This window comes from Deltaproteobacteria bacterium, from assembly GCA_016213065.1.
In the GTDB taxonomy this organism is placed as follows: domain Bacteria; phylum UBA10199; class UBA10199; order SPLOWO2-01-44-7; family SPLOWO2-01-44-7; genus JACRBV01.
Genome location: JACRBV010000019.1, coordinates 1 through 25,448, shown reverse-complemented (window position 1 = coordinate 25,448; position 25,448 = coordinate 1). Strand labels below are relative to the sequence as shown.

Below are 25,448 nucleotides of genomic sequence, written 5' to 3'. Positions count from 1 at the left end.
GCGGCCGGTGGCATGGTCACTTCTCTCCTCATCGGGGTCTGGATTACCCAAAAAAAACACTTCTGCATCCTCTAGGTCTTGCAACTAGCTAAAATCACTCCTGTTTTTTAATTCCTCTTTGGCCTTGGATTTGCACTAAGAAACGTCAGAGGACTTTTTATGAAAAAAGCATTTGTCATTATTCTCGCCATTTTTGTTTGTCAGACGGCTTATGCTACTGATGAACCTGCAGATCTTGCCATTTTTTCTCAAACGCTTGGCGACTATATGATCAGCGAAGATATTTCTTCCATAACAACCAAAATTTCCTTTCAGTCGGATAGTTTGCCGGATCCTACCATAAAAAGAAAAGAGGCTTGTTTTAGCGAAGCATTACAAGACGGATCTGTTTGTGTGTCGTCATTCCCTTGCGTGAAGACGAGTCTTTCAACAGAACAAAATCCATTGGCAGGTTTTTCACTCGTATGTCCGTTATCCCGTGTTCAAAATGGAACTAAAGAGGTTTTGGTCAAAGATAATACGGAAACATTTTGGATAGAATCTTCAATGAGTATGTCCATTGGTTCCTCTTCTTCTACGATTGTTTTTGATAAATCGCCCGAAATGACAATTGGTTCCCTTGTGCCTACAGCCACTTGTACTATAGGCTCATGCACCGATGGCAAAATTTGTAACACCACCATCGGAGTTTGTGAATGTCCCGCGGGGGGATGTGCGACAGATACACCTCCCGCAACCGATACGCCTCCCGCCACCGATTCTGCGGTTACAGACAACTGCGATGGTGTTTCTTGTGGTGGCGGTGAAATTTGCAATAGTGCTACCGGCCGTTGCGAATTGGCTAGAGCGCCTCATGATTCATTTGATTCATCCAATGTGTCCGTCAGTACTCAAGACGAAGATATTCCGCCCGATGCTTCCAGTTATTCTGCAAATGGCAGTGGCGGAAGCGGAAAAAAAGGATGGTTCTGCAGTCTTAACCGAGACAGCGGCGATGCCTCTTTGTCGGCGATTGGATTGCTCTTTCTTGTTTTGTTGATCGCGCGTTTCAGGAACAAAATTGCCTGACAAAACTTTGTTGGTCCAATGCACGATGCGTTACGTGTGGGACCAGTTTGTCCCATCTCCATTTGGATCCCATCTTGAAAAGACGGTCCTTTAAAAGTTTTCCGACATTGGAATTATTACAAAAAGAAACTTCCCGAAGAGGTTTTTTGAGCGCTTCTTTTTCAAGAGTATCTGCAATTTGCGCGGCGAAAAGTTCTCCCAAAAGATAATTTTGATAGTAGACCGGTATGGTTGAGATATGGATTTTTGCGGCCCAATCGGGATAATCTCTTCCCTCCGGTTTTGAGATCAACTGAAATTCTTTCACGAGTTTCCACCAAAGCCCGTTTAAATCCTGATCGGGATTGCTGTAGAGGGCTTTTTCAAAATTCGTAACCACCATAACCCAACGTGCCGTAATCAATTTGTCCAGTGCCAGTTGGTTCCAAAGCGCCGGCGTTATTTTTTGCACTTCTTCTTTTGAAACTCGCATCATTTTTTCAAGCCATTCAGGATGTCTTAGCATGCGTTCCATCAACATCGCGATGGCTTCTGTTGTCAGCAAGTGCGCTTCATCTCTTAAAAAATAGGGAAGTTCCGCATCGATATTTTTGGAATAAGCGGCGTGCCCCAACTCATGCAACATCGTAGAAGACCAATAAGTATTGGGACGAATATTGCACAAGACGCGAACATCCTTTCTTTTATCCATGCAGATGCAGAAGGCGTGCTGGTTTTTGCCCGTTTTTTCAAAAAGATCACTTCGCTCCAAAATATCGGAAATATCCAGATCGATTCCCTGATAAAATTCGCGACAAACTTTAACGATATCCTGATTTTGAATATACGGATCGAGATTGAACGCGCCCTGTGCAGGCGTCTCCTGACTAAAAGGATCTTCATAATGCCATGGGCGGATTTTTTCCGGGATGGTTTCATAGTAGTTCGCCAATTTTTTGTGGAGATCACCAATTTTTTGGGAAAAAGTTTTTTCCGTATCCTGTTTGAGTTTAAAAAAAAGATTTAAAAGCCATCTGCTATTCAAATCCTGTAATCCCAATGACATTTCAAAGTGGTTCACAAATCCCAATTTCTGAGCCGCCTTGTTTCTTCTTTTTGTGAGTTCAAGGACCATGTCCGAAACCTCTTTGGAAATCTGCTTGCTCGCTTCCCACGCCTTTTTCCGGGTGTCTTCGTTTTTTTCCTTTTTCAGGATGTCCTTGATGTCATTGTTGGTGATTTTTTTTCCATCCAATTCCGTTCGAAAATTGTTGAAGATGTTTTCAATTTCGGTTTGGCGCTCTACCAAATCGGAAATCGTTTTTTCATCAAGTTGATTGGGGATGTAGGATTTGATGAGAGTTTCAATTTGCCGGGCGATCAGAGGATCTTTTATTTCTTTCCGTTTCCATTGTTTGAGTTCCGCGAATTGATCGGGATTGGAAAACAGCAGTTTCAATTTTTTCTCGGTTTCAGCAAGTTCGCGAGCCGCATTTTCTTCACCCGTTGTAGCCAACTGCCAATAGAGCTGGCAGAGCTTCTTATTCAGGGGTTCAACAGTATCGGTCATCTCTTGTATAAATGTTTCGGGCGAAATTTTTTGATTGTTTTTGGGCATGGGTGTGGCTTATACGGAATTGGTTTTTTGAAGTCCAAGAGAAAATATTGAAAGAATGAGGGCGCTTAGCTCAGTGGTAGAGCGCTTGCTTCACACGCAAGAGGCCATAGGTTCGATACCTATAGCGCCCACCATTTTAAAAAGGCTGTCAGCTCTCAGCGATCAGCTTTTTAAAGCGAAATAATCCTTGCATTCTGGCGAGAAACCCCCTAGAAGGCCACCTCAACAAGTGTAGTATGTAGCACGAAGGTCGTTTCCGCAGGTCATAGTGGCCTCACCCTCCGTTAGCAAAGTACTTACACGAAAATAAGAAGGAGGACGTAATGTCCCAGAAGAAAAAAGGAACCGTAAAATGGTTCAATGATAGCAAGGGTTTTGGCTTCATCACCCCGGAAGATGGTGGAAACGATTTATTCGTTCACTACACCAGCATCCAAGATGAAGGCTACAAGTCTCTCGCCGAAGGGCAACAGGTCGAATTTACAGTCGGCCAAGGCCCCAAAGGTGCCCATGCTACCGAAGTCGTGAAAGTATCTTAATTGTCTAAACAAAATAGAACTTAAAACGATAAACAAAACCCGCCCTCGCGCAAGCGAAGGCGGGTTTTTTGTTTGATCAGGGGGTGTTGAAAAACCTTGAGTTTTATGTTTGTCATCCTGAGCGGAGCGAAGGATCTGCTTGAAATTCAAATAGATTCTTCACTTCGTTCAGAATGACACAATGAAAATCAACAGTCCCCTTAGGCGACAATCTAGAAAATCTTTGAAAGGTTGAAGGTGGCGAATTGTGAACCTCTTACGGATCTTCCGAACCACTGCTTGGCGTAACCGCCATCGAGGCGCCATGTAGTTCCAAGCGGGATGTCGATTGTAAAAGGGGTTAGAAAAGCCATGTGTTTGATGCGTCCGTCGCCCAGAGGGCTGGCCTGATAGGACGCGTCAATGCGGGAGGCCAAATCGTAATCAACCATGCCCCCTGCTTGCAAAATAAAATCCTGCCTTCCCTTTGTCAAAGAATTGAAATTGAGCGAAAAAAAAGTGGTGCCCTGTGCGTGTGGGTTTCTTTTGCGCGGCATAAAAATACCGGAACCTACATAGACAGAATTGGTCATCCCGATAACCGATGTAAATTTGGTGATGGTATTGAGTCCGCCACCCACATAATCAACAACGGGATTAACAAACTTGCTACGATTCATAATCAACGGAGAGCCGGTCTGAATCCACCCACCCAACGCAAAATTATTTGTGTGCACAAAGTGCCCTCCCGACTTGGCGATCATAGCAGAACCTTTGTTTGCGGCATGAACCAGCGTTCCGCTCACCGTTTCCTGTCGGGCCTGAAATATTTTGGCTTCGACCTCCATATACATGTCTTTGAGCATGCCGTGTCCAATGCCGCGCGCGTAACGAATATTTTCTTCATACAATCTGGCGCGATTGAGAGTGGGGTTTGTTGTAAAGTGGGCTTGAGGACTTAAAACACCCCATAAAATATTTCCTCCCACACTGAGTTTGGATTGCCCCCCTTGCAAAACGAAATTGGGTGGAAGATCCAATGCCAAAAGATTTGTGGAAGAAAACAGGATGAGAAAAACATAAACTATTTTTTTGAACATGAGCTCCCCTTAATTTTTGACAGCCAACAACTCCACATCGAAGATGAGATCCGCATTGGGTGGGATGTCACTGCCTGCTCCACTTGCCCCGTATCCCAGTTTGGATGGAATCAAAAGAGTTCGTTTGCCGCCGACCTTCATGCCTAGGACGCCTTCATCCCAACCTTTGATGACTTGTCCTGCACCCAACGGAAAAGTGAAAGGTTGTCCGTGATCATAGGAACTATCGAATTTTTTCCCTTTTGCCCCTTTATTGTTAAGCCAGCCGGTGTATTGGACAGCAACCATTTGGCCGGAAACGGTGGTCTCTCCCGCGCCAATTTTTGTATCCTGATATTTCAAGCCGCTTTTTGTTGTGATTGTGTTGACCGCGGCCGCAGTCAAAAACAGAGATGCCAGTAATGCCATTGCTTTCATAAGAGCTCCTTTGTTGAAGAAAAAAATATTTTGGACTTCACTGGGCATGTACTATAAGTGATTTTCATTACGTTACCAGTAGAAAGTGTTTGCGCCTGTAGCTCAGGGGATAGAGCGTCTGCCTCCGAAGCAGAAGGCCGCAGGTTCAATTCCTGCCAGGCGCACAATCAATAAATCGGTGTTGACATTCATTCAAAGTAGGGCCTATAAGCCGCCCTGTGCGTATCGGTTGGACAGAAATACTTGTCATTCTTGCTTTGGTTCTTCTTTTGTTTGGTCCAAAGCGACTCCCTGATTTGGCCAGATCCTTGGGCCAGAGTCTTAAGGAATTTAAAAAGGGGACAAAGGGTTTGATGAGCGACGACAACGAATCGGACAAATCAGACGACTCGGACGATAAAAAAAAACCCGGTAAAGATAAGTAAACTGCCGCAACGGCTATCTCGACAAACTTTCAACTTCCCTTTCAGAGATCCCCAGCAAATAGAGAATCGAATCAAGGGTTGTGTGTTTTGAGATGGAGTAGTGTGCCCGCTCACGTACGTAAGGCTTGGCTTGGAAGGCAATTCCCAATCCTGCTTTAGTCAGCATCAAAATATCGTTCGCTCCATCGCCAATCGCAATGGTCTGATCGAGAGAAATTTTTTCTCCCTGTGCAATCGTTTCCAGAATGAGTGCCTTTCGTTTGGCATCGACAATCGGCCCCAACACATTTCCGGTTACTTCACCATTTTTAATTTCAAGTTGATTGGCGAAGGCGTAATCAAAGCCCAAATCTTTTTTGAGTTTTTCCGTAAAATAGGTGAAGCCGCCGCTGACCAATGCGATTTTGTATCCGAGTTGTTTCAAGACCTTCAAAAGTTTTGGAGCGCCGGATGTAAGTTTCAGATGACGATAAACATAATCGAGATCTTTTAGTTTCAATCCTTTTAAAAGCCGGACTCTTTTTTTCAGACTTTGCGAAAAAACCAATTTTCCGTTCATGACCTGATGAGTGATCTCGGAAACTTTTTTGAAAACTCCTGACTGTTCGGCCAGAGCGTCAATCACTTCATTCTGAATGAGAGTCGAATCCATGTCCATTACCACCAGACGTTTTGCACGGCGCAAAAGATCGTGTTTCTGAATGGCGATATCGACACCAATCTGATTGCTGAGCGCCAGCAGTTCGCGCGTGAGAATTTTTGGGTCAAGCACTTTTCTTGTGTGGGCAATGAGTTCCACGGCGCTGATACTGCGCAATGCCAGTTTTGTGATTTTGTCGATATTGACACCGCGGTGGGCCAAAGCTTTTGCTATCTGGCTTAGCGGGTACGCACCGACATCTTCACCCAAACAGGTGATGACATATTGATGATGTCTGTTTTCTTCCCCCATCAGGGAAGGGTCAAAAACTTCGAAATTCAAATCGACACCCAATTCGTTTGCGGCGAAAAGAAGATCTTTAAGCAGGGGAGATTTGTCGGAGTTGGTGCCCGGGAAACCAAGTAAAATCGACAAAAGCAGTTTCTTATGAACAACCGTTTGTTCGATATCCAGAATTTTAGCTTTTTTATCTTGAGCGATGAGAGAAGTTAATTTGGAAGTAATGCCGGGAACATCGCGTCCGCGCACGGAGAGCAACAAAATTTCCTGACTTGGCAAACCTTTTTTCATTTTCTGGCCTTGCCCCATTTTCCTTTGGCATTCTTCGTCCAAATTTCGCCTTTTTTTTCCTGCTTTAAAGCTTGGTGTATTTTTTTCATTAGATGAGGATTTCAAAGAATATAAAGGGTCTCTTCCAGAGCCTCATAATCCTCAATGGGTATCAGAGCGCCTACAGCAAGTCCGTTTTTGGTCAGCACAAAGGAACGGCCTTCCTCTTCCAACGAGCGGGCAAGTTCCAAGAGCCTGAATTTCGCTTCTGTAACAGATAGAATATGATGTCTCATATTAATGACCTCCGTAAACGGACTTACGATGTTCAATCACCAAGACCAAAACCTCAACAGTTTTTTCATAAATTCGATAAATAATCCGAAAGGAAGAAACCCTTTCAGACCTTGAACCTTTCAACTCACCTCCCAACGGTTTGCCGACATGAGGATTTTTGCAGATACGCTCTAAACCTTTGTCAACCTGCGCCTTCAGTTTGCCGTGTAACGCCTCATAATCTTTTTTTGCCTGTGTTGTGAAGAGGAGGCGGTGCATGCGATGACCACTTTAAAGACCATTCCTCTTTTTGTCAAGATTTTGTTTCTTAATTGTTTCCTAATCTTGAATAGAGGGAGTTTTTTATTCCAACCGCTTGTGGAATTTTTTGATGCTGGCCCAGAGGATGAAGATGGACATTAGTAACAGCGGGAGAATGGATGGCCACAGATCGATGAGGCCGGTTCCTTTCAACACTACGCCGCGCACGATTGTAAGGTAGTGAGTTAGCGGAATGATATAGCTGAGATAATAGATAATCGCGGGCATGCCTTCGCGCGGGAAAATAAATCCGGACAGCAAAATAGAAGGCGTGGCAAGAAACATCACAAGCTGGGCCGCTTGCTGTTGGTTGTTGGCGATTGTCGAAGCGAAAAGTCCGATGCCCAGACAAACGGTGATAAAAAGAAGAGTCAGCAGATAAAGAGTGATCAAATTTCCGCGCACCGGCACATCAAACAAAACCCACGCGGCTGAAAGAATGGTTGTGGCGATAATCAATCCGATCCCCATATACGGAACTATTTTTCCAATCATCAACTCGGTGGGGGTGATGGGAGTGACAAGAAGTTGTTCGATATTTCCCTGTTCTTTTTCCCGCACCACCGCGGTGGCGGTGATCATCGGAATTAAAAGTTGGATCAACAATCCGATAATTCCGGGCACCATAAAAAACGCGGTCTTCAAGTCGGGGTTGTACCAAAGTCGTGGGCGGTAATCGATGGGAGTGACCCGAACGGGAACAAGTCTCTCTTTTTCCATGAAATTCCCGACAATCGCCTGACTCGTATTCAACGCGGTGTTGGCGGGGTTTGAATCGGTTCCATCAACTAAAAGTTGCAGACCCGCTTTGCGGCCCGCCAGCAAATCTTTTGTGAAGTTGGGGGGGATATGAAGACCCGCTTTGATGTTGCCGCGATCAAGGCCTTTTTTTATTTCGGTTTGTGATTTCGCATTAAGATAAACGTCAAAATAATCCGATGCCACAAGAGAGTTAATCAGTCGCCGGCTCAAAGAGGTTTGGTCTTCATCATAGACCGCCATGGCCATGTGTTTGACATCTGTGTTGATGGCATAGCCGTAGAGGATCAACTGCATCAGCGGCATCAGGACAATGAGAAGAAGGGTCCGTTTGTCGCGGATGATGTGCAAAAATTCTTTTTTTAAAACCGCTCTAATGCGTTTCATGTTGATTGACGTCGATGAGCGATGAAAAAACGTCTTCCAGAGAAGGGGAAATCTCCTGAATCGATCCCACTTCAATGTTATTTTCTTTGGCCGCCTGCCGAATTTTTTCCGCGGCACCTTCAATAGTTTTCATGTTCAGATGAAGTGTCGTTCCATAAGCCGTGATTTGCAGAACTCCGGGGAGTTTACTGAAAACGCTGGAAGCCTTCATGAGCGGGGAACATTCCGCTTCGAGAAGTTGGCCCTTGAGTGAATTTTTGAGATTGGTTGGACTTCCAATCGTCAGCAGTTTTCCCTGACTGATGACGGCAATCTGGTTACAGCGATCCGCCTCTTCCATATAATGTGTGGTGACAAAGAGCGCGATACCCTGATCGGCGAGCTGGTAAAGCAGTTCCCACAAGGTTCTGCGGGAGAGGGGATCAATGCCCGCCGTGGGTTCATCCAGAAAAAGAATTCGCGGTTTGTGCAAAATGGCATTTGCCAAAGCCAATCGCTGTTTCCATCCGCCGGAAAGTTCGCCGGCAAAACGTTTGCACCATTGATCCAGTCCCGTGATTTTCAAAACTTCTTCCATTCTTTTTTTGAGCTGATTTTCTGAAAGTTCGTAAATGCCTCCGTAAAATTCGAGATTTTCTTCCACCGTGAGATCATTGTAGAGACTGAATCTCTGCGACATATAGCCGATGGCTGTTTTTACTTTTTCCGGATCTTTGTTGACGTCAAACCCTCCAACGGTGGCCGTGCCGCCGCCGGGTTCCAAAATGCCGCAGAGCAGGCGAATGGTGGTGCTTTTCCCTGCCCCGTTGGGACCCAAAAATCCGAAAATTTTTCCATATTCCAATGAAAAGCTGACTCCGTCGACCGCTTTGATGGGACCAAAAGCGCGACTTAAATTTTTTGCTTCAATGGCAATGGTGGATGTCATTTGGAATTTTCCAGAGGGAGTGTTACCTCGGCGGTGACTCCGGATCGAATATAATCCGGAGTTTCATCCATCGTGACTTTGACGGAAAATGTTTGTGTGACACGCTCTTCCGGTGTTTGTACATTGCGAGGCGTGAATTCGGCCATCGGGGAAATAGTGGTGACGTGACCTTTGAATTTTTTGGAAAGTCCGTCGAATGCGATCGTTGCGGGTTGGTCCATGCGCACGCGATTGATAGTGCCTTCCGGCACAAAAACGCGGACCCAGAGTTTGCTTCGGTCTCCGAGTGTTACAACCGGAGAACCTGCGGCAACCACTTCGCCGATTTCATGTATGACGGTGAGAATAACGCCGTCGAGAGGGGCTTTGATTTGCTGGTCTTCAAGAGTCAGCGCCGCTTCTTCAACCTGTTGTTGCGTAGCACCTCCGCTTTCATAAAGTTTGTTGATGCGTTTGTAATCACGACTTGCTTGCTCATAACGTTCGAACGTTCCAATCATCTGATCCTTTTTAACTGCGTCACCCTCTTCAACAGTTTTTGTAACCAACCGCCCCGCAACACGACTTCCAAGAGAATGTTCATAAAGTTCCAATGTCCCAGAAAGTTTAATTTTGGATCCATTTAAATATTTGTTGCAGCCGGTTACGGAGAGTAAAAATAAAAGAGTTAAAATGACGGGTGACAGGCGAATGCTTTTCAGCCCGATCTTTTGGGAGGGCGTGCAAGTTTTCGGGCAAGGCCCAGCGGGCTGGGCCGCGTAGCAAATCCAAGGGATTTGCGGAGTCAAATGCCAGGCCCCGTCATTTTTATTTGTCATCTGCATAACGCCTCCATATTTCCCATAGCATGTGCAAGATTAATTTGCGCGATGTGATGCGTTGCGAGTGCTTCATATTCTCCATCGGTGGCTATCGCTTCATTGGCCGTGGCCACCACCAGCTCCAGCCTGCTTCCAATGCCCGTTTCCACGCGCTGTTGCACCAGCATTCTTTCTTTCGCCGCAACCATTTTTTTTGTTTTGCCTGCGGCGACAAACGCTTCTGTTTGTTTGACTGTCTCACGCGCACTGAGTGCGTTGGCGGTGACATGTTGTTTTACATCGTTGAGTGTTGCCTCGCTCTCTCGAAAACGGCTTGAAGCTTCTCTGTATTTTCCCGATTTCAAACCGGAATCAAAAATGGGAATGGAGAGTTGTACTCCCAAAGTATAAGTTCCATCGGTGTGTAAAACATGACGACCGATGTTTCCATAATCCGCATTTCCGGTAATTTTTGGAATAAACCCAGCAACCTCAACCGTTTTTTCGATGTCACGCTGTTTAAGATTTTCCTGAGCGAGGGCAACATCAGGATGTGTTGCCGTTGTTTCAGTGATTTCATTTTTCAATGGAAGTATTTTCAGCGTTGGCAAATTTCCTTCAGCAAACAAAATGGGTTGATCGCTGGGGATGGAGAGAGAAGCGGCGAAATCAAGTCGGCGCTCAAGGGCATCCGCGTTTGCTTTTTCAAGGCGATGTTTGCTCTCTGCAAGAAAAGCCTCCGTCTGTTTGACCGCAACATCCGAGCCGGTCCCCAATTTAAATTGAGTGGTGGCGAGTTTGAAATTTTCTTCGTCTCTTCTCAAAAGAGTTTCGGCCATTTGTATGCCGTCGTGGGCGCGTTTGGCCTCAATATATAATGTGGCGACCAGTGCCATAGCATCTTGTTTTGCCTTGGTGGCTTCTGCCTGAGAAACCGACTGCCCGGCATTGCTCTGCCTGAGCCGTTCAATTGCCGAAAGATCAAAAATAGTTTGAGTCAGTTTGGCCCGGGCATCAAAGGTTTCAAAGGGACCGATTACACCGGACTGCCCCGGAATCGTAATTCCCTGCGCATTTAAGTTGACGGTTTGTCTCTGCTCCAAAACATTTCCATTCAGTTGCGGCAGTAAAACAGAGCGCGCCTGCTTCAGTCTCGCCAGCGCTTGTTGCACCCGTTCATTGGCGACAATCACATTCACACTTTTTTCTTTGGACATCTGGATGGCATCTTGCAAATTCAAATGAAGGGGAGGAATCGCGTTAACCCCCCAACTGACAGTGATAGTAACAAAAAGAAGGATGAATCTAAACACAGGCGGGAAAAATACAAACGCCCCCCTCAAATGTCTAGAAGTGATTTTATTTTGATTTGACCTTTTGCATGACAAAATTTTTAACGCGTTCCGCCGCTTCATAGGCAGTGTGGGCTTCTTTCTCCGTAAATTGAGGATAGTCTCCAGGATAGCGGGTTTCGATGTAGTAACGATTCAAATGTTTGAGGTCGTTGTGGAGGTCGGTAACATCAGGTTCCACATCTAAAAGAATCGTTTCCAATGTGAGAAGATCATGAACCTTCAGAAAGCGTTTGTTATGAAAGACCGCCAGTCCTTTTAAATATTTTTCAAACATCTGCTGTGCAAGGAAACAGGCTGTGCCGGGGGATCCTCCCTTGAATATGGCCCTGATAGAAAGCTCGTCCTCTCCGGCTTTGGCAAACCATTCAATATATTTCTTCGCGGAACTAGGCGGCATAAAGAATTTTACCCTTATCCATGATTTCTGATATAAAAAAATCACCCATTTTGTATCTTTTATCTATCTGGCTTTGTCTGTAAACTATGATGTCCAATGGAAACGGGCGCGGAAAGATGTAACCATCCACTTCCATGGCAAACTTGCGTGCATCCTTTGTTTCTTTGACGATTAGCAGATCAACGTCACTGTCCGGCCCCGGCTTTCCCCAAGCCCACGATCCAAACAGAATGATTTTGTCGGGGTAGAATTTCGTAGCAATTTTTTGCGCGACTTTCTTGATTTTTTTCTCGTTAATATTGTTGAACATAGTCATTTCCTTTAATGATTCTGCTCAGAACTACTTCAGTATTTCATTATTGTCGAGAAGTTTATACAGTGAAAACCCTAATTCGGTGGTGAGTTGCGTCCATGAAAAACCGCTTTTAAAAAAAGACACAACTTTTCTCACGATTTGCCGATAACTATATAGGAGCAGATTATGACGGTTTCAGAGGCTAAAAAATATGCCCTTGTTATCAATGGAGATACGGAAACAAGGCATTTAAAAAATGTGGCAAGTGCTGTGAAGGTCCTTCAGAAAGAGGGCTATGAGGTCCTTGTTTCCCCTTCAAAAACCTATTCTGATATTCAAAAAACAATACAAAAATTAAAAGATCTCCTGAAAGGCAAATCTCCATCAGAGCTGGTTATCTATGCCACGGGGCATGGCAGTCTCAACAAGGAGGATGCCCAAATTTGTTTTGCTGATGGATGTAATGGAGATGCCATGGGAATTCTTCTGGACGAACTTCCCTATCAAAAACGAACTTTTATTATGGACCAATGTTATAGTGGTAATTGGTCAAGAAGATTCACCAACAAATCAAAAACACTTTTTATTTCCTTGGGTAGTCCAAATGAAAAAGATACTTGCCATGAATTCGCACCTTATTTTTGGAGCGAAGATGTTCTGGATGCCAACAAAGACGGTATTTTGAGTTGGCAGGAAAGATATGCCTATGCCTTGCCTCACGTTCAACGTTCTTTTCCGCAATTCATCATGAGTCCGGGCTATAAACAGAATGGGCGGGCACCGTTCGATTCCCGCGTAACCCATGTTGCAGACAAACAGTATCTGGACAGGGAACTTGAAAAATTGAAACAGGGTCAGAGCGCTGTTGTCCTGTTCGCCGCTTCATGGTGTGGCGCCTGCAAAGAATACAAACCCCATTTTGAAAATTTTGCCGTCGAAGACAATGGGCAACATCTTTTTTTATATACGGAGAATGAGTCTCTGGCGGATCTGTATCAAGTGAAGGCAGTTCCTTCCCTGTTTGTTATACAACCTTCTCCAACGGGTGTTGCGGAAAAAAAATATCATATTCGATTAATTGAGGACCGTGAAAATCTTCCCGTGGAAATTGCGGAATCCGTTTTATCCGTGAAAGACCGAATATCGCTCATTCGCGAACAGATTCAAAATGTCGATAAGCGTGGACAGCTGAATTTGTTGGGACAATTGAGACGCATAGTTCCATTGGCTTCTCCGGAAGATTTGGAGCAAATTGATTCTTTTTTTCGCGGATTTCTGGAGAGTGAAGATGAAAAGGTACGACAATCGGCGGTGCATCTTTATGCGGAGGTAGTGACCAAAATTTATGAAAAAAATGATGCTAAACTGATGACTGATTTGGCCAAACCCGAATTACAATCAAACATTTCTTATTTCTCTTTTTTGTTAAACAAGTTCTTCAACGAATTTTTTTACAACCAGCCGGACGCAGTGTTTTAATGTTTTATTTCCCCTTTTAGATCATAATAATCATAAAATAGTTGGGCATATGCTGAAAATGTTGGAGCTTTATGCTGACTTGGGTGACATATTTGGTCTGCCTGCTGACAAAAGTTGGTTTCGAAGAGTCTACCCAAAAGTTACGACATTTCTTTCCGATCCCGATTTGCAATGGGTAGCTTTGCACATTGTTTTTGATGGTCGTGAAAAACTTTCGCAGAAGGACAAAGTGGAAATTCAGGATCAATTTTTAAAACCTTATGAGGGAAAACCGGAAAAGGATATTGTCCAATTGATGTTTTCCATCGAAGACGATGTATCGATACCCTGTAGGTCACCCTATGGTTGCATTGGGAAAGACAAAAGAAGCAGAAAAGAAGAATTGTTAAAAGTTCTGGGGAATGAAAAATTGCAAGATATAGCGGTGGAATTGTATCTTGCCCTGATAGATCCTCTTGAGAAAACCAAAACCACTGCCCTACTCATGGAAAAACTGCGGCTTTTATTTGATCATCCAAACAAGAATGTCGCCAGAAAGGCGGCATACAATTACGCTGAGTTATGGAAAAGGGAGCTTCGATATGGTAGCCACGATTTTGATGCTGTATTGAAAAAAGAAGCGCAGGCTCTCTATGAATTGTTACATAAAAGCAATGATCAAAGCGATCTTTCAGAACTTGTGGAGAAAATTCTTCAGCAATTTCCAAACAGTGTTCTCAGCAGAGCCCGTAAAGCATCGGATATTCCTGTAACCAGAAGCCCCAATACTTCCACGCAACTTCAAGGCGAGCTTTCTTTCCATTTAGGGCTTGATGGAATATATATGGGATTCAATTATGGTTTTTCTTATCCATTTGGCAACCACGGGATTGGTTTCCGCGGGGGTATTGGAAATGCACTAGAAGGTCAGGCTAATTCAGAAGGTTACTTGATGGGTGTCTATAGCCACCGTTTTTTTGAGAGAACAGCGTTAATGGTCTATGCCGGACCGGCTTATTTGCTGGGCATTTCAGATAAAAAAGAAAGTTCGGGAGCCGGCCTTCATTACGGAACTGATATTTTATATACTTTTGAAAACGGATTGGCAGTTGGTGTGGATATTCTTTTTCAGAGCCGGCCTGAACTGATTCGCCCTGTGATTTTGCCGGGCGTTTTTATTGGTTCATCACCCTTCAACTAAAATCCTTTCAGAAAAAATCCGAAAACTCCCGAGGCAAGAATCAACACAGGGTCTGGAATTTTTGTTTTGCTCATCAGAAAAAAAACGAGGAGGGCGATGCCTGCGGTCCATCCATCTACAATTGCTGTTTTGCCCATCAGGTATGCAGAGCCCGCGATGCCGCCGGCCACTGCCGCGGTGACGCCGCTCACAAACGCGCGCACCTGTGTGTTGCCGGAAATTTTATGGTACCAGGGGAGAAGCAAAATTACGAAAAGCCAAACGGGGAGGAAGACGCCCAACACCGAAATGGCGGAACCCGGAAAACCATCGACCAAAAAACCGATAAACGCGACGGTAATCAAAAACGGGCCCGGTGTAATCATACCAACGCTTGCCGCGTCCAGAAATTGTTTTGCCGTGAGCCAGTGATGTTTGCCCACTACTCCGGCGTAAACATAAGGCAGAAGAGCAATGCCTCCGCCGTAAACAGAAAGGGCCGCTTTGAAAAAAAAGAAAAATAATTCCAACGGAACGAGGGAAAACATTTTCTGTTTTCGGAAAAAATTTTTGGGGAAAGCATAAAGAAGAATTCCGGCGAGTCCGCCCGCAAGATAAAAAGAGAGTTGTACTTTTTGAAAAAAAATGGTGATGGCAAACAAAACAATGACAATGCACCAGAGTCCTTTTTTATCGGACAACGAAAGTTTGGCGAGATGGTAAGCGGATCGGACGATCACTGCGATAATGGCGGCGCTCATGCCGTAGAATACGGCGTTGATCCACGAAAGATCCCTGTGTTGGACATAAAAATAGGCGAGGGCTAAAACCATGAGGAACGAGGGAAGAATAAAGGAGATGCCAACAATCGTTGCGCCAAAAATTTTTCCCTTCTTGTACCCAAAGTAGATGGCGAGTTGCGCCGCAAGAGGACCCGGAAGAAGTTGCGCGAAGGCAAGACCGTCATAATATTCCTCTTTGGTAAACCATTTTTTTTCTTCGATCAAATCGCGTTGCATATATCCCAGCAGTGCGACAGGCCCGCCAAACCCGATGGCACCTAGTTTTAGTAAATAAAGAATAAGATCTAATAAGCGGAAGGGTTGCATGTTTTATGACAATAATTTTTCCGGATTTTCCAGCAATTCTTTTAAATAGCCGCCCGTGAGGCCTGCAAGATAGCCATCCATCACGCGGTGATCAACGGTAATGCCAAGGGTCATGATGGGCCTCGCAACAATTTCTCCGTTTTGCACCACGGCTTGGTCGGTGATCTCACCCACGACAATAACAACCGGTGCGCGCGCGAGAGGTGTGAGCGGGGCGAACCCAAACTTCAGACCGAACATGCCCACGTTGCTTATCATCACCGCGCCGAAAGGATCGGGAGGAAGTTTTAAAAATTTGGGCCGCCAGTTTAGATCAAATGTCAAAAATTCCAAAAATTTCAGAAACCATTTCAACAAACAGGGTGTCAGTATCTGAAGTAGGTTCTTTGTTTTTTTCAGATTAGGATCATTTCCCTTTTTGATCTGGCTCGCTTGTCCCCCCAACTCCTCGGCAATTTGCTCCAGAGTTTTTTGGTCGGCGTCTCTGACCTTGGCTCCGGAAAGATCGGCATGACCCGCATCCTTAAAAAAAACTTGGATGAAAATATCAATATGCTCGCGCTGATAAAGCCGGTTGCGGCATAGGACCACATTTATTTCCGGATATTTTTTCATCGTCAGCGCCACGGCTTTGAGAACGAGATGCGTGGGGGTCAATTTTTGCGCCATTTTACCGCGTAGGTGTTCGAGCAAAGTGTTGGCCTTGGTCATGTCGATATCCAGTGTGCCGTAAGCGGAAGGGTCCACGGGCGGCCGCCACATCGCCATCGTAAGTTTTCGCCACGTGGGCATTTTTTTGACGGGATAACTCTCGATATTTTTCTGAAACATAGATAAGTTTCTCCAAAAATATCCCCAGCGAGCAAAGCGAGCGAGAGGGGGAGGCTCCGCCGGCTTTGCCGGTGGAGGGGGCGACGCGAGCCCCTAAAGATAGGATCTCTACTTGAATCTGAAGGAGGGGTCAAACACTTGATTTTGCTTTGTAGCGACTTGTTTTTCTTTCTCCCTCCATTTCAATCAGGTCTCGTTGTTTGAGACGGGCCAAGATGCTTTTAAGTGTTACGCGTTTCATTTTGGATTCTCTTTCCAAAAAGCCGATCGTAACGATCCTATGTTTATGGATGAGATCCAATACTTTTTCCTCCAAAGATGTCAGCGTTGCAGGTTTTGATGCCGGCAATTTTTTTTGCAGATAAGTTGTCTGCTGATCCAAAGTTTTTAAAAAATAAATAAACCATGGATTTAAATCCGGCTTTGTTTTCAGAGAAATCTGCGTCTGCCGCAGAGCAATGTAATATTGTTCTTTGTTATCCTCGATGATTTTTTCGTGAGAGGAATACATGCAGAACAAATAATCTTGTCTTAAAAGACAAAGATCAGTCAGCAAACGACTGATACGGCCGTTTCCGTCCCGAAAAGGATGAATCGCCAGAAAGACGGCTATGAAAGCGGCAATGACTTCCAAATCGGAATAATTCGGATTTTGAATGAAATGGCGGTAGTCGTCGGTCAGTTCTCTCATGGCGGTTTCTGTTTGGGAGCCGGGCGGCATTGTTTCAAAAATCACTTCACTTTTTCCCGTGTCGTGATCGATCCGTACCACCGAATTGGGAATATTTTTATAAGTTCCTTTTTGATTGGGTGGAAAAAGAGATTCTGGCAGATAGACCATCATCATTTGATGCAAGGAACGGATGTTGTGTTCGGAAATTTCCAAATCCCCGTAGTGATCGAAAATATATTTTTTACAGTCAATGTATCCTGCCACTTCCGCCTCGTCTCTGTCCCTGATTTTTTTGATTTTGAGTCCGACTAACCTTTTGATAATATCGTCATCTGAAAGAGAAGCTCCTTCAATGCGCGTGGAGGCCCCTGCAGAAGTGATGAGAGTTGTTTTTTTTAATGAAACATAAAAATCTTTTGAAGTGTCGAGGACCGTTCTCCACTGTTCCTGAAAACGGCTTATGTGTTGGAGATAGTTTAACGTTTCGGGCGCCAATCGTGTTTGAAGGAGTCTTTTCATATTTTATACCATAAACTATACCATAAAAGGTCGAAATGTCCATAAAATATACCATAAACTATACCAAAAGGGTTTCAAATATTCTGTTGCTTGGCCGTCTTATTCCCATTACAAATCTCCCACATTTTTTGAAACTGCAATTGGGGCAGTAGCTCAGTTGGGAGAGCGCGTCGTTCGCAACGACGAGGCCGTCGGTTCGATCCCGATCTGCTCCACAAGTTAGAAATGTCGTGGCATTAGCGAACGGGCATCAGCACCTAAACAAACAGACATTTAGTCTGTTTGTTTGCCCCCGCGTGGCCGGTGCTGCCAATCCCGATCTGCTCCACCAATTCGCCGGAACTGGCAAAGCCAGATTCCGTCTAAAGTCAGGGGGAAGATTGCGACTCTCCCCCCTGACAATCCCCCATCGCCTGAGAAATTTATTATCCCTTTTTTCAATTGAAACAATTTTGTTGGCTGGTATAGAAACGGCAATTCAAGGGGGTTCCATGACCATCAAAGAATTTATCAAACATCATTATCGTCACTTCAATGCCGCTGTCGTGGTGGATGCTTCCGAAGCCTATGTTCAGCATCTGGCCAAAGGTGGCAAAATGTTCATGACCATTGCGGGTGCCATGAGCACCGGCGAATTGGGGCTTTCACTGGCGGAGATGATCCGCAAAGACAAGGTGCATGGCATTTGTTGCACCGGTGCCAATCTTGAAGAAGACATTTTCAATCTTGTCGCGCATGAATATTATGAACGTGTTCCCCACTATCGCCAATTGTCCCCGGCTGAAGAAACAAAACTCAGAGACCGCGGCATGAACCGCGTGACCGATACCTGCATTCCCGAAGAAGAAGCGATTCGGCGGATTGAGAAACAGGTTTTGAAATTGTGGCAGAAGGCCGATCAGGAAAAGAAGAGTTATTTTCCTTATGAGTTCATGTATCAGCTGATCCGCTCAGGAACTATTAAAGATAATTATCAGATTGACGCGAAAGATTCGTGGGTGGTGGCGGCGTGTGAAAAAAATATTCCCATTTTCAGTCCCGGTTGGGAAGATTCAACGCTGGGAAATATTTTTGTTTCTCATGTCATCAAAAAAAACCTCTCCAATTTTCATATTGTGAAGTCCGGCGTAGAACAGATGGCCCACCTGACCGACTGGTATAGAGAAACGAACAAAAATAGTTCGATCGGTTTTTTCCAGATTGCCGGCGGGATTGCCGGTGATTTCCCAATTTGCGTGGTGCCGATGATCCAGCAGGATTTGAAGGAAGATTGTAAATTCTGGGGTTATTTCTGTCAGATTTCAGACAGTACCACCTCTTATGGTTCCTACAGCGGTGCCGTTCCAAATGAAAAAATCACATGGGGAAAAGTCGAGGGAGATACGCCACGATTTATTATTGAATCGGATGCCACAATCGTAGCACCCCTCATGTTCGCCTATATTTTGGGATGGTAAATTTGCTTATCTTCTACCGCGGCGCGCCGGTCTGCGACCGAAATGCTTCACGGGTAATTCCACATACGGTTTAACACCCGCCACAGTACAACGAGGGAGTGATTTTCCCAATGCTCTCTCAATATCCCTGACCATTGTTTTATCCAACCATGTGGCAATTGTTGAAACAAGTCCCTGCGCATTGAGGCGTGCAGTGCGTCCGGCACGGTGGATGTAATCCTCAACCGTCGCGGGAATATCGTAATTTACAATGTGTTGGATGCCTGAAACATCAAGTCCGCGAGAGGCAATGTCGGTTGCGACCAGAATGCGATGCTGTCCCTTGCGAAATCCGTAGAGAGCGTTGATTCTTTCCCTTTGGCTTCTATCGGAGTGCATGCTGGTTACGGGATGTCCCTCTTTTTGAAGAATCCGGCAAATCCAGTCAGTGTCGCGTTTTGTGCGGGTAAAAACGAGTGTGCTTCCGAGTTCAAGATGGAGCAACGCGAGAAGACAATTTTTTTTATTTTCTTTGTCGACCAGATACAAACGGTGCGTGATGCCTTCCGCCGCTCTTCCCTTCGGTAAAATGTCGATACGAAAAGGGTTGTACAAAAATTGCTGAGCCAAACTTGCGATTGTCGCCGGCATGGTGGCCGAAAACATCATGGTATGTCTTTTTTGCGGCACTTTTCTAAGGATTGCTTTGAGTTGCGGCATGAATCCGAGATCGAGCATGTGATCCGCTTCATCCAAAACAAGTTCCTCAATTTTATCGAGTCTCACAAACCCACGTTCCATATGGTCCACAAGGCGTCCCGGTGTTGCCACGATGATATCGGGTCTCTTTTGCAGATCGCGAATCTGGGGACCCATGCTGACACCTCCGATAATGCAGACGGTGTTGAGGCGATGGTGTTTTCCAAAAAGATCAAGAAAGGCTTTTGTCTGAAGCGCAATTTCGCGTGTGGGGCAAAGAATCAAACCCCGAAGACCGGTTCCATGAAGGAGACGCTCGGTCAGGGGAAGCACAAAAGCCGCTGTTTTTCCGGAACCGGTCTGTGCAAGCCCAATGATATCGCGACCTTGTATGGCCGTGGGGATCACCGCAGACTGAATAGGTGTAGGGTTTTTAAAGCCGACGTGATGGATCAATTTCAAAGCGGCCTCTGAAAGACCCAAGGCTTCAAAAGACTGATCGGTTATATCGACCGGGTGCCGACCCAGTGCCGTTGTTTCAAGCATGGGGGGCCTTCTAGTGGATTCCAAAGCAAATAACAACCTATTTAAAGAAGTGGAGGAAAAGTTGCGCGAAACCCCAAGTCCCCTTCACGCAACTTTTCCTCTACATTTTTTCAGGGACAATGTTAATTCAAATATTGCGACCGGTTCTTCGCCAGAAATTTTTGGGGTTGTTGCGGTGACGTGAACGGGGAGGTTGATACGTTGTTTGCTTTGAATGGCTTCTTGGACTTGCTGTCTGATTTTTTCTCCATCGCGACAAATGAAGTGAACATCGCTTTCCGCACGTTTTAAAAAATTGGCTTTGAAATCTTTGAAGAGCAGGGCGATTTTCTCACCGCTTTTTTCCGCTTCATTGAGCGCCATGAGTCCTGCGGCGCAATCGGCGCCAACAACCAGTGCCCCAATATACATAACCCCAAGATGATTGCGTGTTCTGCGTTTAAGGGGAATTTTAATTTCCACTTCTTCTGTTGTTTCACATACGACTCTGGGTTTCACAAAAAACAAAAGAGGAATTTTAAAAAATCCAAACACCCACAATTTCCAAGTGGCTTTCCAGTTGGTCAAGTCATCTCCACTTCCATCATTTGTTTTCGGCGGCCCGTTTTTCTTGGTATTTCTTGACCAGTTCTTCTTGGACGCTGAATGGCACGGGGGCGTATTTCAGAAACTCCATCTGGAATTCGCCCTTGCCTTGTGTGCAACTTCGAAGGTCGGTGGAGTAACCAAACATTTCAGTCAGAGGCACCTCGGCATCGACCTGTACATATTTGTTGGCAGTACCGGTGCTGACAATCATACCCCTGCGCTGGTTGATTTGTCCCACCACAGAGCCCTGAAATTCTTCGGGAGCCTGCGTTTGCAGACGCATGATGGGTTCCAATACGACCGGTTTGCATTTGCTGTAAAATTCACGCACGGCGGTCTGGGCGCAGATTTTGAACGCCATTTCGGAAGAGTCAACGTCGTGATAGGCACCGTCGTTGATAACGACGCGCACACCCACCACAGGAAATCCGATAAGCAAACCCTTTTTGAGTTGTTCCTGAAAGCCTTTGTCGCAGGCCGGAATATATTCGCGCGGAATTTTTCCACCGACGATCTCGTCGACAAATTCATAGGTCTCAACGGCGTCCGAAGGAAGCGGTTCGAAATATCCGGCGATTTTAGCGTATTGACCCGCACCACCGGTTTGTTTTTTGTGCTGATACAGGAAATCTGTTTTCTGCGTGATTGTTTCACGGAAGGCCACCTGCGGTTTTCCGGCGACCACTTCGCAGGCGTATTCGCGCTTCATACGTTCGGTGTAAATTTCCAGATGCAATTCACCCATTCCTGAAATAATTGTCTGCGCGCTTTCTTCATCACGATGAACGCGGAAAGTTGGGTCTTCTCTTGAAAAACGGTTCAAAGCTTTTGAAAAGTTGGCCGAAGTTGCCTTGTCTTTGGGAGCGACAGCCAAAGAAATCACGGGATCCGGCACATGCATGGAGGTCATGGTGTAGCGGACCGTTCCATCGGTGAAAGTATCTCCGGAAGCACACTCCACACCGAACATGGCGACGATATCGCCGGCACTGGCGGAGGTGATTTCGTTCATTTCGTCGGCGTGCATGCGCACCAGACGCGGAATTTTAACTTTCTTTTGGTTGACGGAATTGACGATAAACTCTCCCTTGGAAATTTTCCCCTGATAAATACGCATGTAGGTTAATTGTCCAAAACGTCCGTCTTCCAGTTTGAAAGCGAGTCCCACAAACGGTTTGTCGGGATTTGATTCCAAAATAACTTTCTCTTCGTTTTTATTTTGATCGTGGGCCTCGTTGATGGCTTCAGTAGGATTGGGCAGATAGTGACAGACCGCATCCAGCAACAACTGCACTCCTTTGTTTTTGTAGGCCGAACCGCACATCACCGGAATAAATTTAAGGGTTAGTGTGGCTTTGCGGATGGCCTTATGAAGAAGATCGGCTGGGACGCCTTTGTCATCCAAATAAAGATGGGCCACATCATCATCAAAATCACCCATCGCGGCAACGAGTTCGTGGCGATATTCTTTGGCTTTGGAAACAAGATCCGCTGGAATTTCTTCAATGCGGATATTTTCTCCGTTATCGCCATCAAAATACCAAGCCTTCATTTCAACCAGATCAACGACGCCCTGAAATTTGTCTTCCGCGCCGATGGGAAGGGTAATCAGATGGGCGTTGTGTCCCAGCTTATCGCGGAGTTGGTTCGTTACGCGAAACGGATCGGCACCGGCCCTGTCCATTTTGTTGACGAAAGCGATACGCGGAACATGATAGCGAGTCATTTGGCGGTCCACCGTGATCGACTGACTCTGCACTCCGGAAACGGAACACAAAACAAGAATGGCGCCATCCAAAACACGCAAGGCGCGTTCCACTTCAATCGTAAAATCGACGTGTCCGGGGGTATCAATGATGTTGATGACATTTTTTTTCCATTCGCAATAGGTGGCGGCGGATTGGATCGTGATTCCCTTTTCTCTTTCCAGATCCATAAAGTCCATGGTGGCGCCAACGCCAGATTTGCCGCGGACCTCCTCAATTTTATGAATTTTTTTGGTGTAGTAGAGAATACGTTCGGTCAAGGTGGTTTTCCCTGAGTCGATGTGTGCTGAAATACCGATATTCCTGACTTTTTCAATGTCTGCCATATTAAACTCCTTACTATAGGGCACCTCTAAAAACTATCTTTCTACTGCAAATTTGAATTTTGGGCTACGCCTTCGTCAGATTTCACAAAAAGTCCTCAACGTAGCCGCTGGCTACGTCTCCGGGCTTTTTGCTCATCTTCCTCGGCTCGCTCCAAAATTCAAATTTTCGTAACGAAACATAGTTTTTAGAGGTGCCCTTGTGATTATGTCGCGAAAAGCGGGCCTATCTAGCCCACCTGAGCCCTAAAAGTCGAGTTTTTTCTTTGACCAGAAAGGTGTGGCACCATTCTGGTCAATCTGTTGACTTTATGAACTATTTTACTTAGTTGGGTTAAGGAATCGGGGGAAATTATGAAAAAAAGAATATTGTATCTGTTGACGGGGCTTCTTGTATGTCGTTTGCAATTTGAATTCAAACAACGCACCAATTTTTTTAAAAACGGCAAAGGGAAGGGGACAATCACCTGCGACAATAACGAAAAAGCCGATGTGGATTTGAAAATCTACGGTGGGTGGGTGGCTTTGAAAAGTAAATCTTTTCAAAGCGGTGGTACCTTCTCACCTGTCTCCGATATCTCCATGCTTTTCGGATCTTACAATGCCCCGGAAGGCACGACAGGGACTGGTGGAGATATGACACCGATTCCGGTTGTTTCAAAATCCGGTATTTCGCTCCGTTTCACCAATCCCTCCGATGGCGAAGCTTTGGGTCTTACACCCGGTGGCATACTTAGAGTGATACAACAAAAATAATTTTTTGAGATTCAGGTGCACAGAATCGGTACAACACCATTTCAAATCGGTCTCTTGTTTTTGTCCGCTGACAATTGAAACCGGCTTTTGGCTGGAATGCATTTTGCTTTTGTAAAGAGCATGACGGATCTCGTTCCCATAGAGCGAATTGAACAGACAATCCTTATCATTCGTGGACATAAAGTGATTTTGGATGCGGATTTGGCAACGCTCTATGGAGTTTCAATAAAACGGCTCAATGAACAGGTGAAACGAAATGTGGAGCGGTTTCCTGAAGACTTCATGTTTGTTCTCTCTTCAAAAGAAATGGAGGAACTGGTCGCAAATTGCGACCGGTTCAAAAACCTTAAACATTCCACCGTATTGCCTTATGCTTTTACCGAGCATGGAACGATTATGGTGGCTAATGTGCTCAAAAGTGCCAGGGCTGTTTTGGTTAGCATTCAGGTGATACGGGCCTTTGTTCATTTGCGCGAAATATTAAATGGCAACCGAGAGCTTGCACGGAAGTTAAATGAGCTGGAGAAAAAATATGACTATCAATTTAAAATTGTCTTCGATGCCATCCGTGAACTAATGACTCCGCCAATTAAACCGAAACGTCCGATTGGATTTAATCCCTGACTTTTTTAGGGTTGCCCACCTTGACTTTCCGTTGTGAAACACTTATGGATGCGCCCCCATGGCGAACCAGAATAATGATCCGGTGAAAATTATCTTTTCGATGAGTCGCGTCAGCCGGATTCATCCTCCTAAAAAACAGGTTTTGAAGGACATTTCGCTTGGCTTTTATTACGGCGCCAAGATCGGTGTGTTGGGGCTTAACGGTTCCGGCAAAAGTTCTCTTCTGAAAATTATCGCGGGCGTTGACAAAGACTACATGGGTGAGATCAGTTTTGCGAAGGGATATACCGTCGGATTTTTGGAACAGGAGCCGGTTCTCGACCCGAATAAAACAGTCAAAGAAGTTGTATCGGAGGGTGCTAGCGAGACGGTAAAACTTCTCAAAGAATTTGAAGAAATCAATAACCGTTTTGCCGAACCGATGTCGGATGCAGAGATGAAAAAACTGCTCGCAAAACAGGCGGCGGTTCAGGAAAAGCTCGATCAGGCAAATGCTTGGGAATTGGATAGTCAACTGGAATTGGCGATGGATGCTTTGCGCTGTCCTCCGACGGACATGAAGGTGGCCAACATTTCCGGCGGTGAGAAAAGACGCGTGGCTCTTTGCCGCCTTCTACTTCAGTCTCCCGATGTGCTTCTTCTCGATGAACCGACCAATCATCTCGACGCCGAATTGGTCTACTGGCTTGAACGTCATCTCAAAGATTACAAGGGCACTGTCATCGCCGTTACCCACGACCGCTATTTTCTCGACAATGTAGCCGGCTGGATTTTGGAACTCGACCGCGGTTATGGAATTCCGTGGAAGGGAAATTATTCTTCATGGTTGGAACAAAAAGAGGCGCGTCTTGCCAAAGAGGAAAAATCGGAAGACAAGCGCATCAAAACTTTGCAGAGAGAGTTGGAGTGGATTCGCCAATCTCCTTCGGCCCGCAGAAGCAAGAGCAAAGCCCGTATCACCAATTACGAAAATTTACTTAAAGCGGAGAATGAAAAATTGGCCGATGATATTGAAATTTATATTCCGCCCGGACCAAGACTTGGCAGTACCGTGATTGAAGCCCAAAATGTTTCGAAGGCTTATGGC

At 45.4% G+C, this 25,448-nt stretch carries 27 protein-coding genes and 3 tRNA genes; 12 read left to right on the top strand and 18 right to left on the bottom strand.

From position 1 onward, the window contains the following. The first annotated feature begins 159 nt into the window (after positions 1 to 159). On the top strand, positions 160 to 1,068 hold the full coding sequence (locus HY877_01180) for a hypothetical protein (protein MBI5298900.1): 909 nt from the start codon (positions 160 to 162) through the stop codon (positions 1,066 to 1,068). On the opposite strand, the gene HY877_01175 is transcribed toward HY877_01180, so the two are convergent. Next, on the bottom strand, positions 1,049 to 2,665 hold the full coding sequence (locus HY877_01175; GenBank protein MBI5298899.1) for a peptidase M3A and M3B thimet/oligopeptidase F: 1,617 nt from the start codon (positions 2,663 to 2,665) through the stop codon (positions 1,049 to 1,051). The two genes, HY877_01180 and HY877_01175, sit on opposite strands and share 20 nt — an antisense overlap. 59 nt (positions 2,666 to 2,724) lie before the next feature. Between HY877_01175 and HY877_01170 the strand changes: the two genes are divergently transcribed. Both HY877_01170 and HY877_01165 read left to right on the top strand, forming a co-directional pair. Then, a tRNA-Val gene (locus tag HY877_01170) sits at positions 2,725 to 2,799 on the top strand. 189 nt (positions 2,800 to 2,988) lie between these two features. Continuing rightward, entirely contained in the window at positions 2,989 to 3,204 is a 216-nt protein-coding gene (locus HY877_01165; GenBank protein ID MBI5298898.1) for a cold-shock protein, read from the top strand. Between the two features lie 212 nt (positions 3,205 to 3,416). Here the strand turns inward: HY877_01165 and HY877_01160 are convergent, their stop codons facing one another. Continuing rightward, positions 3,417 to 4,283, bottom strand: a complete 867-nt coding sequence (locus tag HY877_01160) for a hypothetical protein (GenBank protein MBI5298897.1) — start codon at positions 4,281 to 4,283, stop codon at positions 3,417 to 3,419. Between the two features lie 9 nt (positions 4,284 to 4,292). Continuing rightward, complete coding sequence (locus HY877_01155) at positions 4,293 to 4,700, bottom strand: FKBP-type peptidyl-prolyl cis-trans isomerase (GenBank protein ID MBI5298896.1); 408 nt, start codon at positions 4,698 to 4,700, stop codon at positions 4,293 to 4,295. Positions 4,701 to 4,791: 91 nt separating this feature from the next. Here HY877_01155 and HY877_01150 point away from each other — a divergent pair. Together HY877_01150 and tatA are read left to right on the top strand one after the other, a co-directional pair. Then, positions 4,792 to 4,864, top strand: a tRNA-Arg gene (locus tag HY877_01150). A gap of 54 nt (positions 4,865 to 4,918) precedes the next feature. Next, positions 4,919 to 5,125: a twin-arginine translocase TatA/TatE family subunit gene (gene tatA, locus HY877_01145; protein ID MBI5298895.1), complete on the top strand. Its 207-nt coding sequence runs from the start codon at positions 4,919 to 4,921 to the stop codon at positions 5,123 to 5,125. 13 nt (positions 5,126 to 5,138) lie between these two features. Here the strand turns inward: tatA and serB are convergent, their stop codons facing one another. The 9 genes from serB to HY877_01100 all read right to left on the bottom strand — a co-directional run bounded on the left by serB (position 5,139) and on the right by HY877_01100 (position 11,868). Next, on the bottom strand, positions 5,139 to 6,356 hold the full coding sequence (gene serB / locus HY877_01140; GenBank protein ID MBI5298894.1) for a phosphoserine phosphatase SerB: 1,218 nt from the start codon (positions 6,354 to 6,356) through the stop codon (positions 5,139 to 5,141). A 101-nt stretch (positions 6,357 to 6,457) separates the two neighbouring features. After that, complete coding sequence (locus HY877_01135) at positions 6,458 to 6,631, bottom strand: type II toxin-antitoxin system Phd/YefM family antitoxin (protein MBI5298893.1); 174 nt, start codon at positions 6,629 to 6,631, stop codon at positions 6,458 to 6,460. A 1-nt stretch (position 6,632) separates the two neighbouring features. Continuing rightward, on the bottom strand, positions 6,633 to 6,890 hold the full coding sequence (locus HY877_01130; GenBank protein MBI5298892.1) for a type II toxin-antitoxin system mRNA interferase toxin, RelE/StbE family: 258 nt from the start codon (positions 6,888 to 6,890) through the stop codon (positions 6,633 to 6,635). A gap of 84 nt (positions 6,891 to 6,974) precedes the next feature. Continuing rightward, a complete protein-coding gene (locus HY877_01125) occupies positions 6,975 to 8,078 on the bottom strand; it encodes an ABC transporter permease (GenBank protein ID MBI5298891.1) in 1,104 nt (367 codons plus the stop codon). Further along, the gene (locus HY877_01120; GenBank protein MBI5298890.1) at positions 8,065 to 9,006 is read right to left on the bottom strand and encodes an ABC transporter ATP-binding protein; all 942 of its coding nucleotides are present in this window, start codon (positions 9,004 to 9,006) and stop codon (positions 8,065 to 8,067) included. The genes HY877_01125 and HY877_01120 overlap by 14 nt, the downstream gene beginning before the upstream one ends. Beyond that, a complete protein-coding gene (locus HY877_01115; protein MBI5298889.1) occupies positions 9,003 to 9,824 on the bottom strand; it encodes an HlyD family efflux transporter periplasmic adaptor subunit in 822 nt (273 codons plus the stop codon). Before HY877_01115 ends, HY877_01120 begins: the two co-directional genes overlap by 4 nt. Beyond that, positions 9,821 to 11,023 carry a TolC family protein gene (locus HY877_01110; protein MBI5298888.1) on the bottom strand — a complete coding sequence of 401 codons (1,203 nt, stop codon included), beginning with the start codon at positions 11,021 to 11,023 and terminating at the stop codon, positions 9,821 to 9,823. The genes HY877_01115 and HY877_01110 overlap by 4 nt, the downstream gene beginning before the upstream one ends. 142 nt (positions 11,024 to 11,165) lie before the next feature. Next, positions 11,166 to 11,558 carry a HEPN domain-containing protein gene (locus tag HY877_01105; protein ID MBI5298887.1) on the bottom strand — a complete coding sequence of 131 codons (393 nt, stop codon included), beginning with the start codon at positions 11,556 to 11,558 and terminating at the stop codon, positions 11,166 to 11,168. Further along, complete coding sequence (locus tag HY877_01100; protein ID MBI5298886.1) at positions 11,548 to 11,868, bottom strand: nucleotidyltransferase domain-containing protein; 321 nt, start codon at positions 11,866 to 11,868, stop codon at positions 11,548 to 11,550. Before HY877_01100 ends, HY877_01105 begins: the two co-directional genes overlap by 11 nt. A 171-nt stretch (positions 11,869 to 12,039) precedes the next feature. Between HY877_01100 and HY877_01095 the strand changes: the two genes are divergently transcribed. Both HY877_01095 and HY877_01090 read left to right on the top strand, forming a co-directional pair. Further along, a complete protein-coding gene (locus HY877_01095) occupies positions 12,040 to 13,332 on the top strand; it encodes a hypothetical protein (GenBank protein ID MBI5298885.1) in 1,293 nt (430 codons plus the stop codon). A 49-nt stretch (positions 13,333 to 13,381) separates the two neighbouring features. Then, positions 13,382 to 14,512, top strand: a complete 1,131-nt coding sequence (locus tag HY877_01090) for a hypothetical protein (GenBank protein MBI5298884.1) — start codon at positions 13,382 to 13,384, stop codon at positions 14,510 to 14,512. Here HY877_01090 and chrA read toward each other — a convergent pair. The 3 genes from chrA to HY877_01075 form a co-directional block, all read right to left on the bottom strand. Further along, positions 14,509 to 15,600: a chromate efflux transporter gene (chrA, locus tag HY877_01085; GenBank protein MBI5298883.1), complete on the bottom strand. Its 1,092-nt coding sequence runs from the start codon at positions 15,598 to 15,600 to the stop codon at positions 14,509 to 14,511. The two genes, HY877_01090 and chrA, sit on opposite strands and share 4 nt — an antisense overlap. A 3-nt stretch (positions 15,601 to 15,603) precedes the next feature. Further along, a complete protein-coding gene (locus HY877_01080) occupies positions 15,604 to 16,431 on the bottom strand; it encodes a 2-oxo acid dehydrogenase subunit E2 (GenBank protein MBI5298882.1) in 828 nt (275 codons plus the stop codon). Positions 16,432 to 16,561: 130 nt separating this feature from the next. After that, positions 16,562 to 17,623 (bottom strand): Fic family protein, encoded by a 1,062-nt coding sequence (locus HY877_01075; GenBank protein MBI5298881.1) that lies wholly within the window; start codon positions 17,621 to 17,623, stop codon positions 16,562 to 16,564. A 142-nt stretch (positions 17,624 to 17,765) separates the two neighbouring features. Between HY877_01075 and HY877_01070 the strand changes: the two genes are divergently transcribed. Further along, positions 17,766 to 17,838 (top strand) — tRNA-Ala (locus tag HY877_01070). Between the two features lie 276 nt (positions 17,839 to 18,114). Beyond that, complete coding sequence (locus tag HY877_01065) at positions 18,115 to 19,080, top strand: deoxyhypusine synthase family protein (protein MBI5298880.1); 966 nt, start codon at positions 18,115 to 18,117, stop codon at positions 19,078 to 19,080. A gap of 6 nt (positions 19,081 to 19,086) precedes the next feature. Here HY877_01065 and HY877_01060 read toward each other — a convergent pair whose 3' ends face one another. From HY877_01060 to HY877_01050, 3 genes are all read right to left on the bottom strand, one after another. Continuing rightward, positions 19,087 to 20,304, bottom strand: coding sequence for a DEAD/DEAH box helicase (locus tag HY877_01060; protein ID MBI5298879.1), 1,218 nt, complete (start codon positions 20,302 to 20,304; stop codon positions 19,087 to 19,089). Between the two features lie 84 nt (positions 20,305 to 20,388). Further along, a complete protein-coding gene (locus tag HY877_01055) occupies positions 20,389 to 20,871 on the bottom strand; it encodes a DUF4442 domain-containing protein (protein MBI5298878.1) in 483 nt (160 codons plus the stop codon). 16 nt (positions 20,872 to 20,887) lie between these two features. Continuing rightward, positions 20,888 to 22,984 carry an elongation factor G gene (locus HY877_01050; protein ID MBI5298877.1) on the bottom strand — a complete coding sequence of 699 codons (2,097 nt, stop codon included), beginning with the start codon at positions 22,982 to 22,984 and terminating at the stop codon, positions 20,888 to 20,890. Positions 22,985 to 23,335: 351 nt separating this feature from the next. Between HY877_01050 and HY877_01045 the strand changes: the two genes are divergently transcribed. The 3 genes from HY877_01045 to HY877_01035 form a co-directional block, all read left to right on the top strand. Continuing rightward, complete coding sequence (locus tag HY877_01045; protein MBI5298876.1) at positions 23,336 to 23,737, top strand: hypothetical protein; 402 nt, start codon at positions 23,336 to 23,338, stop codon at positions 23,735 to 23,737. Positions 23,738 to 23,857: 120 nt separating this feature from the next. Continuing rightward, positions 23,858 to 24,361, top strand: coding sequence for an ORF6N domain-containing protein (locus HY877_01040; protein ID MBI5298875.1), 504 nt, complete (start codon positions 23,858 to 23,860; stop codon positions 24,359 to 24,361). Positions 24,362 to 24,419: 58 nt separating this feature from the next. Further along, positions 24,420 to 25,448, top strand: a 1,029-nt coding sequence (locus HY877_01035; GenBank protein MBI5298874.1) for an ATP-binding cassette domain-containing protein, incomplete at its 3' end; no start/stop codon positions are given.

Excerpts from the sequence above, each read along its gene's own strand:
- HY877_01110 (MBI5298888.1), bottom strand. The coding sequence starts at position 11,023 with ATGTCCAAAGAAAAAAGTGTGAATGTGATTGTCGCCAATGAACGGGTG.
- HY877_01180 (MBI5298900.1), top strand. The coding sequence starts at position 160 with ATGAAAAAAGCATTTGTCATTATTCTCGCCATTTTTGTTTGTCAGACG.
- HY877_01125 (MBI5298891.1), bottom strand. The coding sequence starts at position 8,078 with ATGAAACGCATTAGAGCGGTTTTAAAAAAAGAATTTTTGCACATCATC.
- HY877_01155 (MBI5298896.1), bottom strand. The coding sequence starts at position 4,700 with ATGAAAGCAATGGCATTACTGGCATCTCTGTTTTTGACTGCGGCCGCG.
- chrA (MBI5298883.1), bottom strand. The coding sequence starts at position 15,600 with ATGCAACCCTTCCGCTTATTAGATCTTATTCTTTATTTACTAAAACTA.
- HY877_01175 (MBI5298899.1), bottom strand. The coding sequence starts at position 2,665 with ATGCCCAAAAACAATCAAAAAATTTCGCCCGAAACATTTATACAAGAG.
- HY877_01160 (MBI5298897.1), bottom strand. The coding sequence starts at position 4,283 with ATGTTCAAAAAAATAGTTTATGTTTTTCTCATCCTGTTTTCTTCCACA.
- HY877_01065 (MBI5298880.1), top strand. The coding sequence starts at position 18,115 with ATGACCATCAAAGAATTTATCAAACATCATTATCGTCACTTCAATGCC.
- HY877_01165 (MBI5298898.1), top strand. The coding sequence starts at position 2,989 with ATGTCCCAGAAGAAAAAAGGAACCGTAAAATGGTTCAATGATAGCAAG.
- HY877_01135 (MBI5298893.1), bottom strand. The coding sequence starts at position 6,631 with ATGAGACATCATATTCTATCTGTTACAGAAGCGAAATTCAGGCTCTTG.
- HY877_01105 (MBI5298887.1), bottom strand. The coding sequence starts at position 11,558 with ATGCCGCCTAGTTCCGCGAAGAAATATATTGAATGGTTTGCCAAAGCC.
- HY877_01080 (MBI5298882.1), bottom strand. The coding sequence starts at position 16,431 with ATGTTTCAGAAAAATATCGAGAGTTATCCCGTCAAAAAAATGCCCACG.
- HY877_01100 (MBI5298886.1), bottom strand. The coding sequence starts at position 11,868 with ATGTTCAACAATATTAACGAGAAAAAAATCAAGAAAGTCGCGCAAAAA.
- HY877_01120 (MBI5298890.1), bottom strand. The coding sequence starts at position 9,006 with ATGACATCCACCATTGCCATTGAAGCAAAAAATTTAAGTCGCGCTTTT.
- HY877_01090 (MBI5298884.1), top strand. The coding sequence starts at position 13,382 with ATGCTGAAAATGTTGGAGCTTTATGCTGACTTGGGTGACATATTTGGT.
- HY877_01045 (MBI5298876.1), top strand. The coding sequence starts at position 23,336 with ATGAAAAAAAGAATATTGTATCTGTTGACGGGGCTTCTTGTATGTCGT.
- HY877_01075 (MBI5298881.1), bottom strand. The coding sequence starts at position 17,623 with ATGAAAAGACTCCTTCAAACACGATTGGCGCCCGAAACGTTAAACTAT.
- HY877_01040 (MBI5298875.1), top strand. The coding sequence starts at position 23,858 with ATGACGGATCTCGTTCCCATAGAGCGAATTGAACAGACAATCCTTATC.
- HY877_01095 (MBI5298885.1), top strand. The coding sequence starts at position 12,040 with ATGACGGTTTCAGAGGCTAAAAAATATGCCCTTGTTATCAATGGAGAT.
- HY877_01060 (MBI5298879.1), bottom strand. The coding sequence starts at position 20,304 with ATGCTTGAAACAACGGCACTGGGTCGGCACCCGGTCGATATAACCGAT.
- serB (MBI5298894.1), bottom strand. The coding sequence starts at position 6,356 with ATGAAAAAAGGTTTGCCAAGTCAGGAAATTTTGTTGCTCTCCGTGCGC.
- HY877_01050 (MBI5298877.1), bottom strand. The coding sequence starts at position 22,984 with ATGGCAGACATTGAAAAAGTCAGGAATATCGGTATTTCAGCACACATC.
- HY877_01130 (MBI5298892.1), bottom strand. The coding sequence starts at position 6,890 with ATGCACCGCCTCCTCTTCACAACACAGGCAAAAAAAGATTATGAGGCG.
- HY877_01115 (MBI5298889.1), bottom strand. The coding sequence starts at position 9,824 with ATGACAAATAAAAATGACGGGGCCTGGCATTTGACTCCGCAAATCCCT.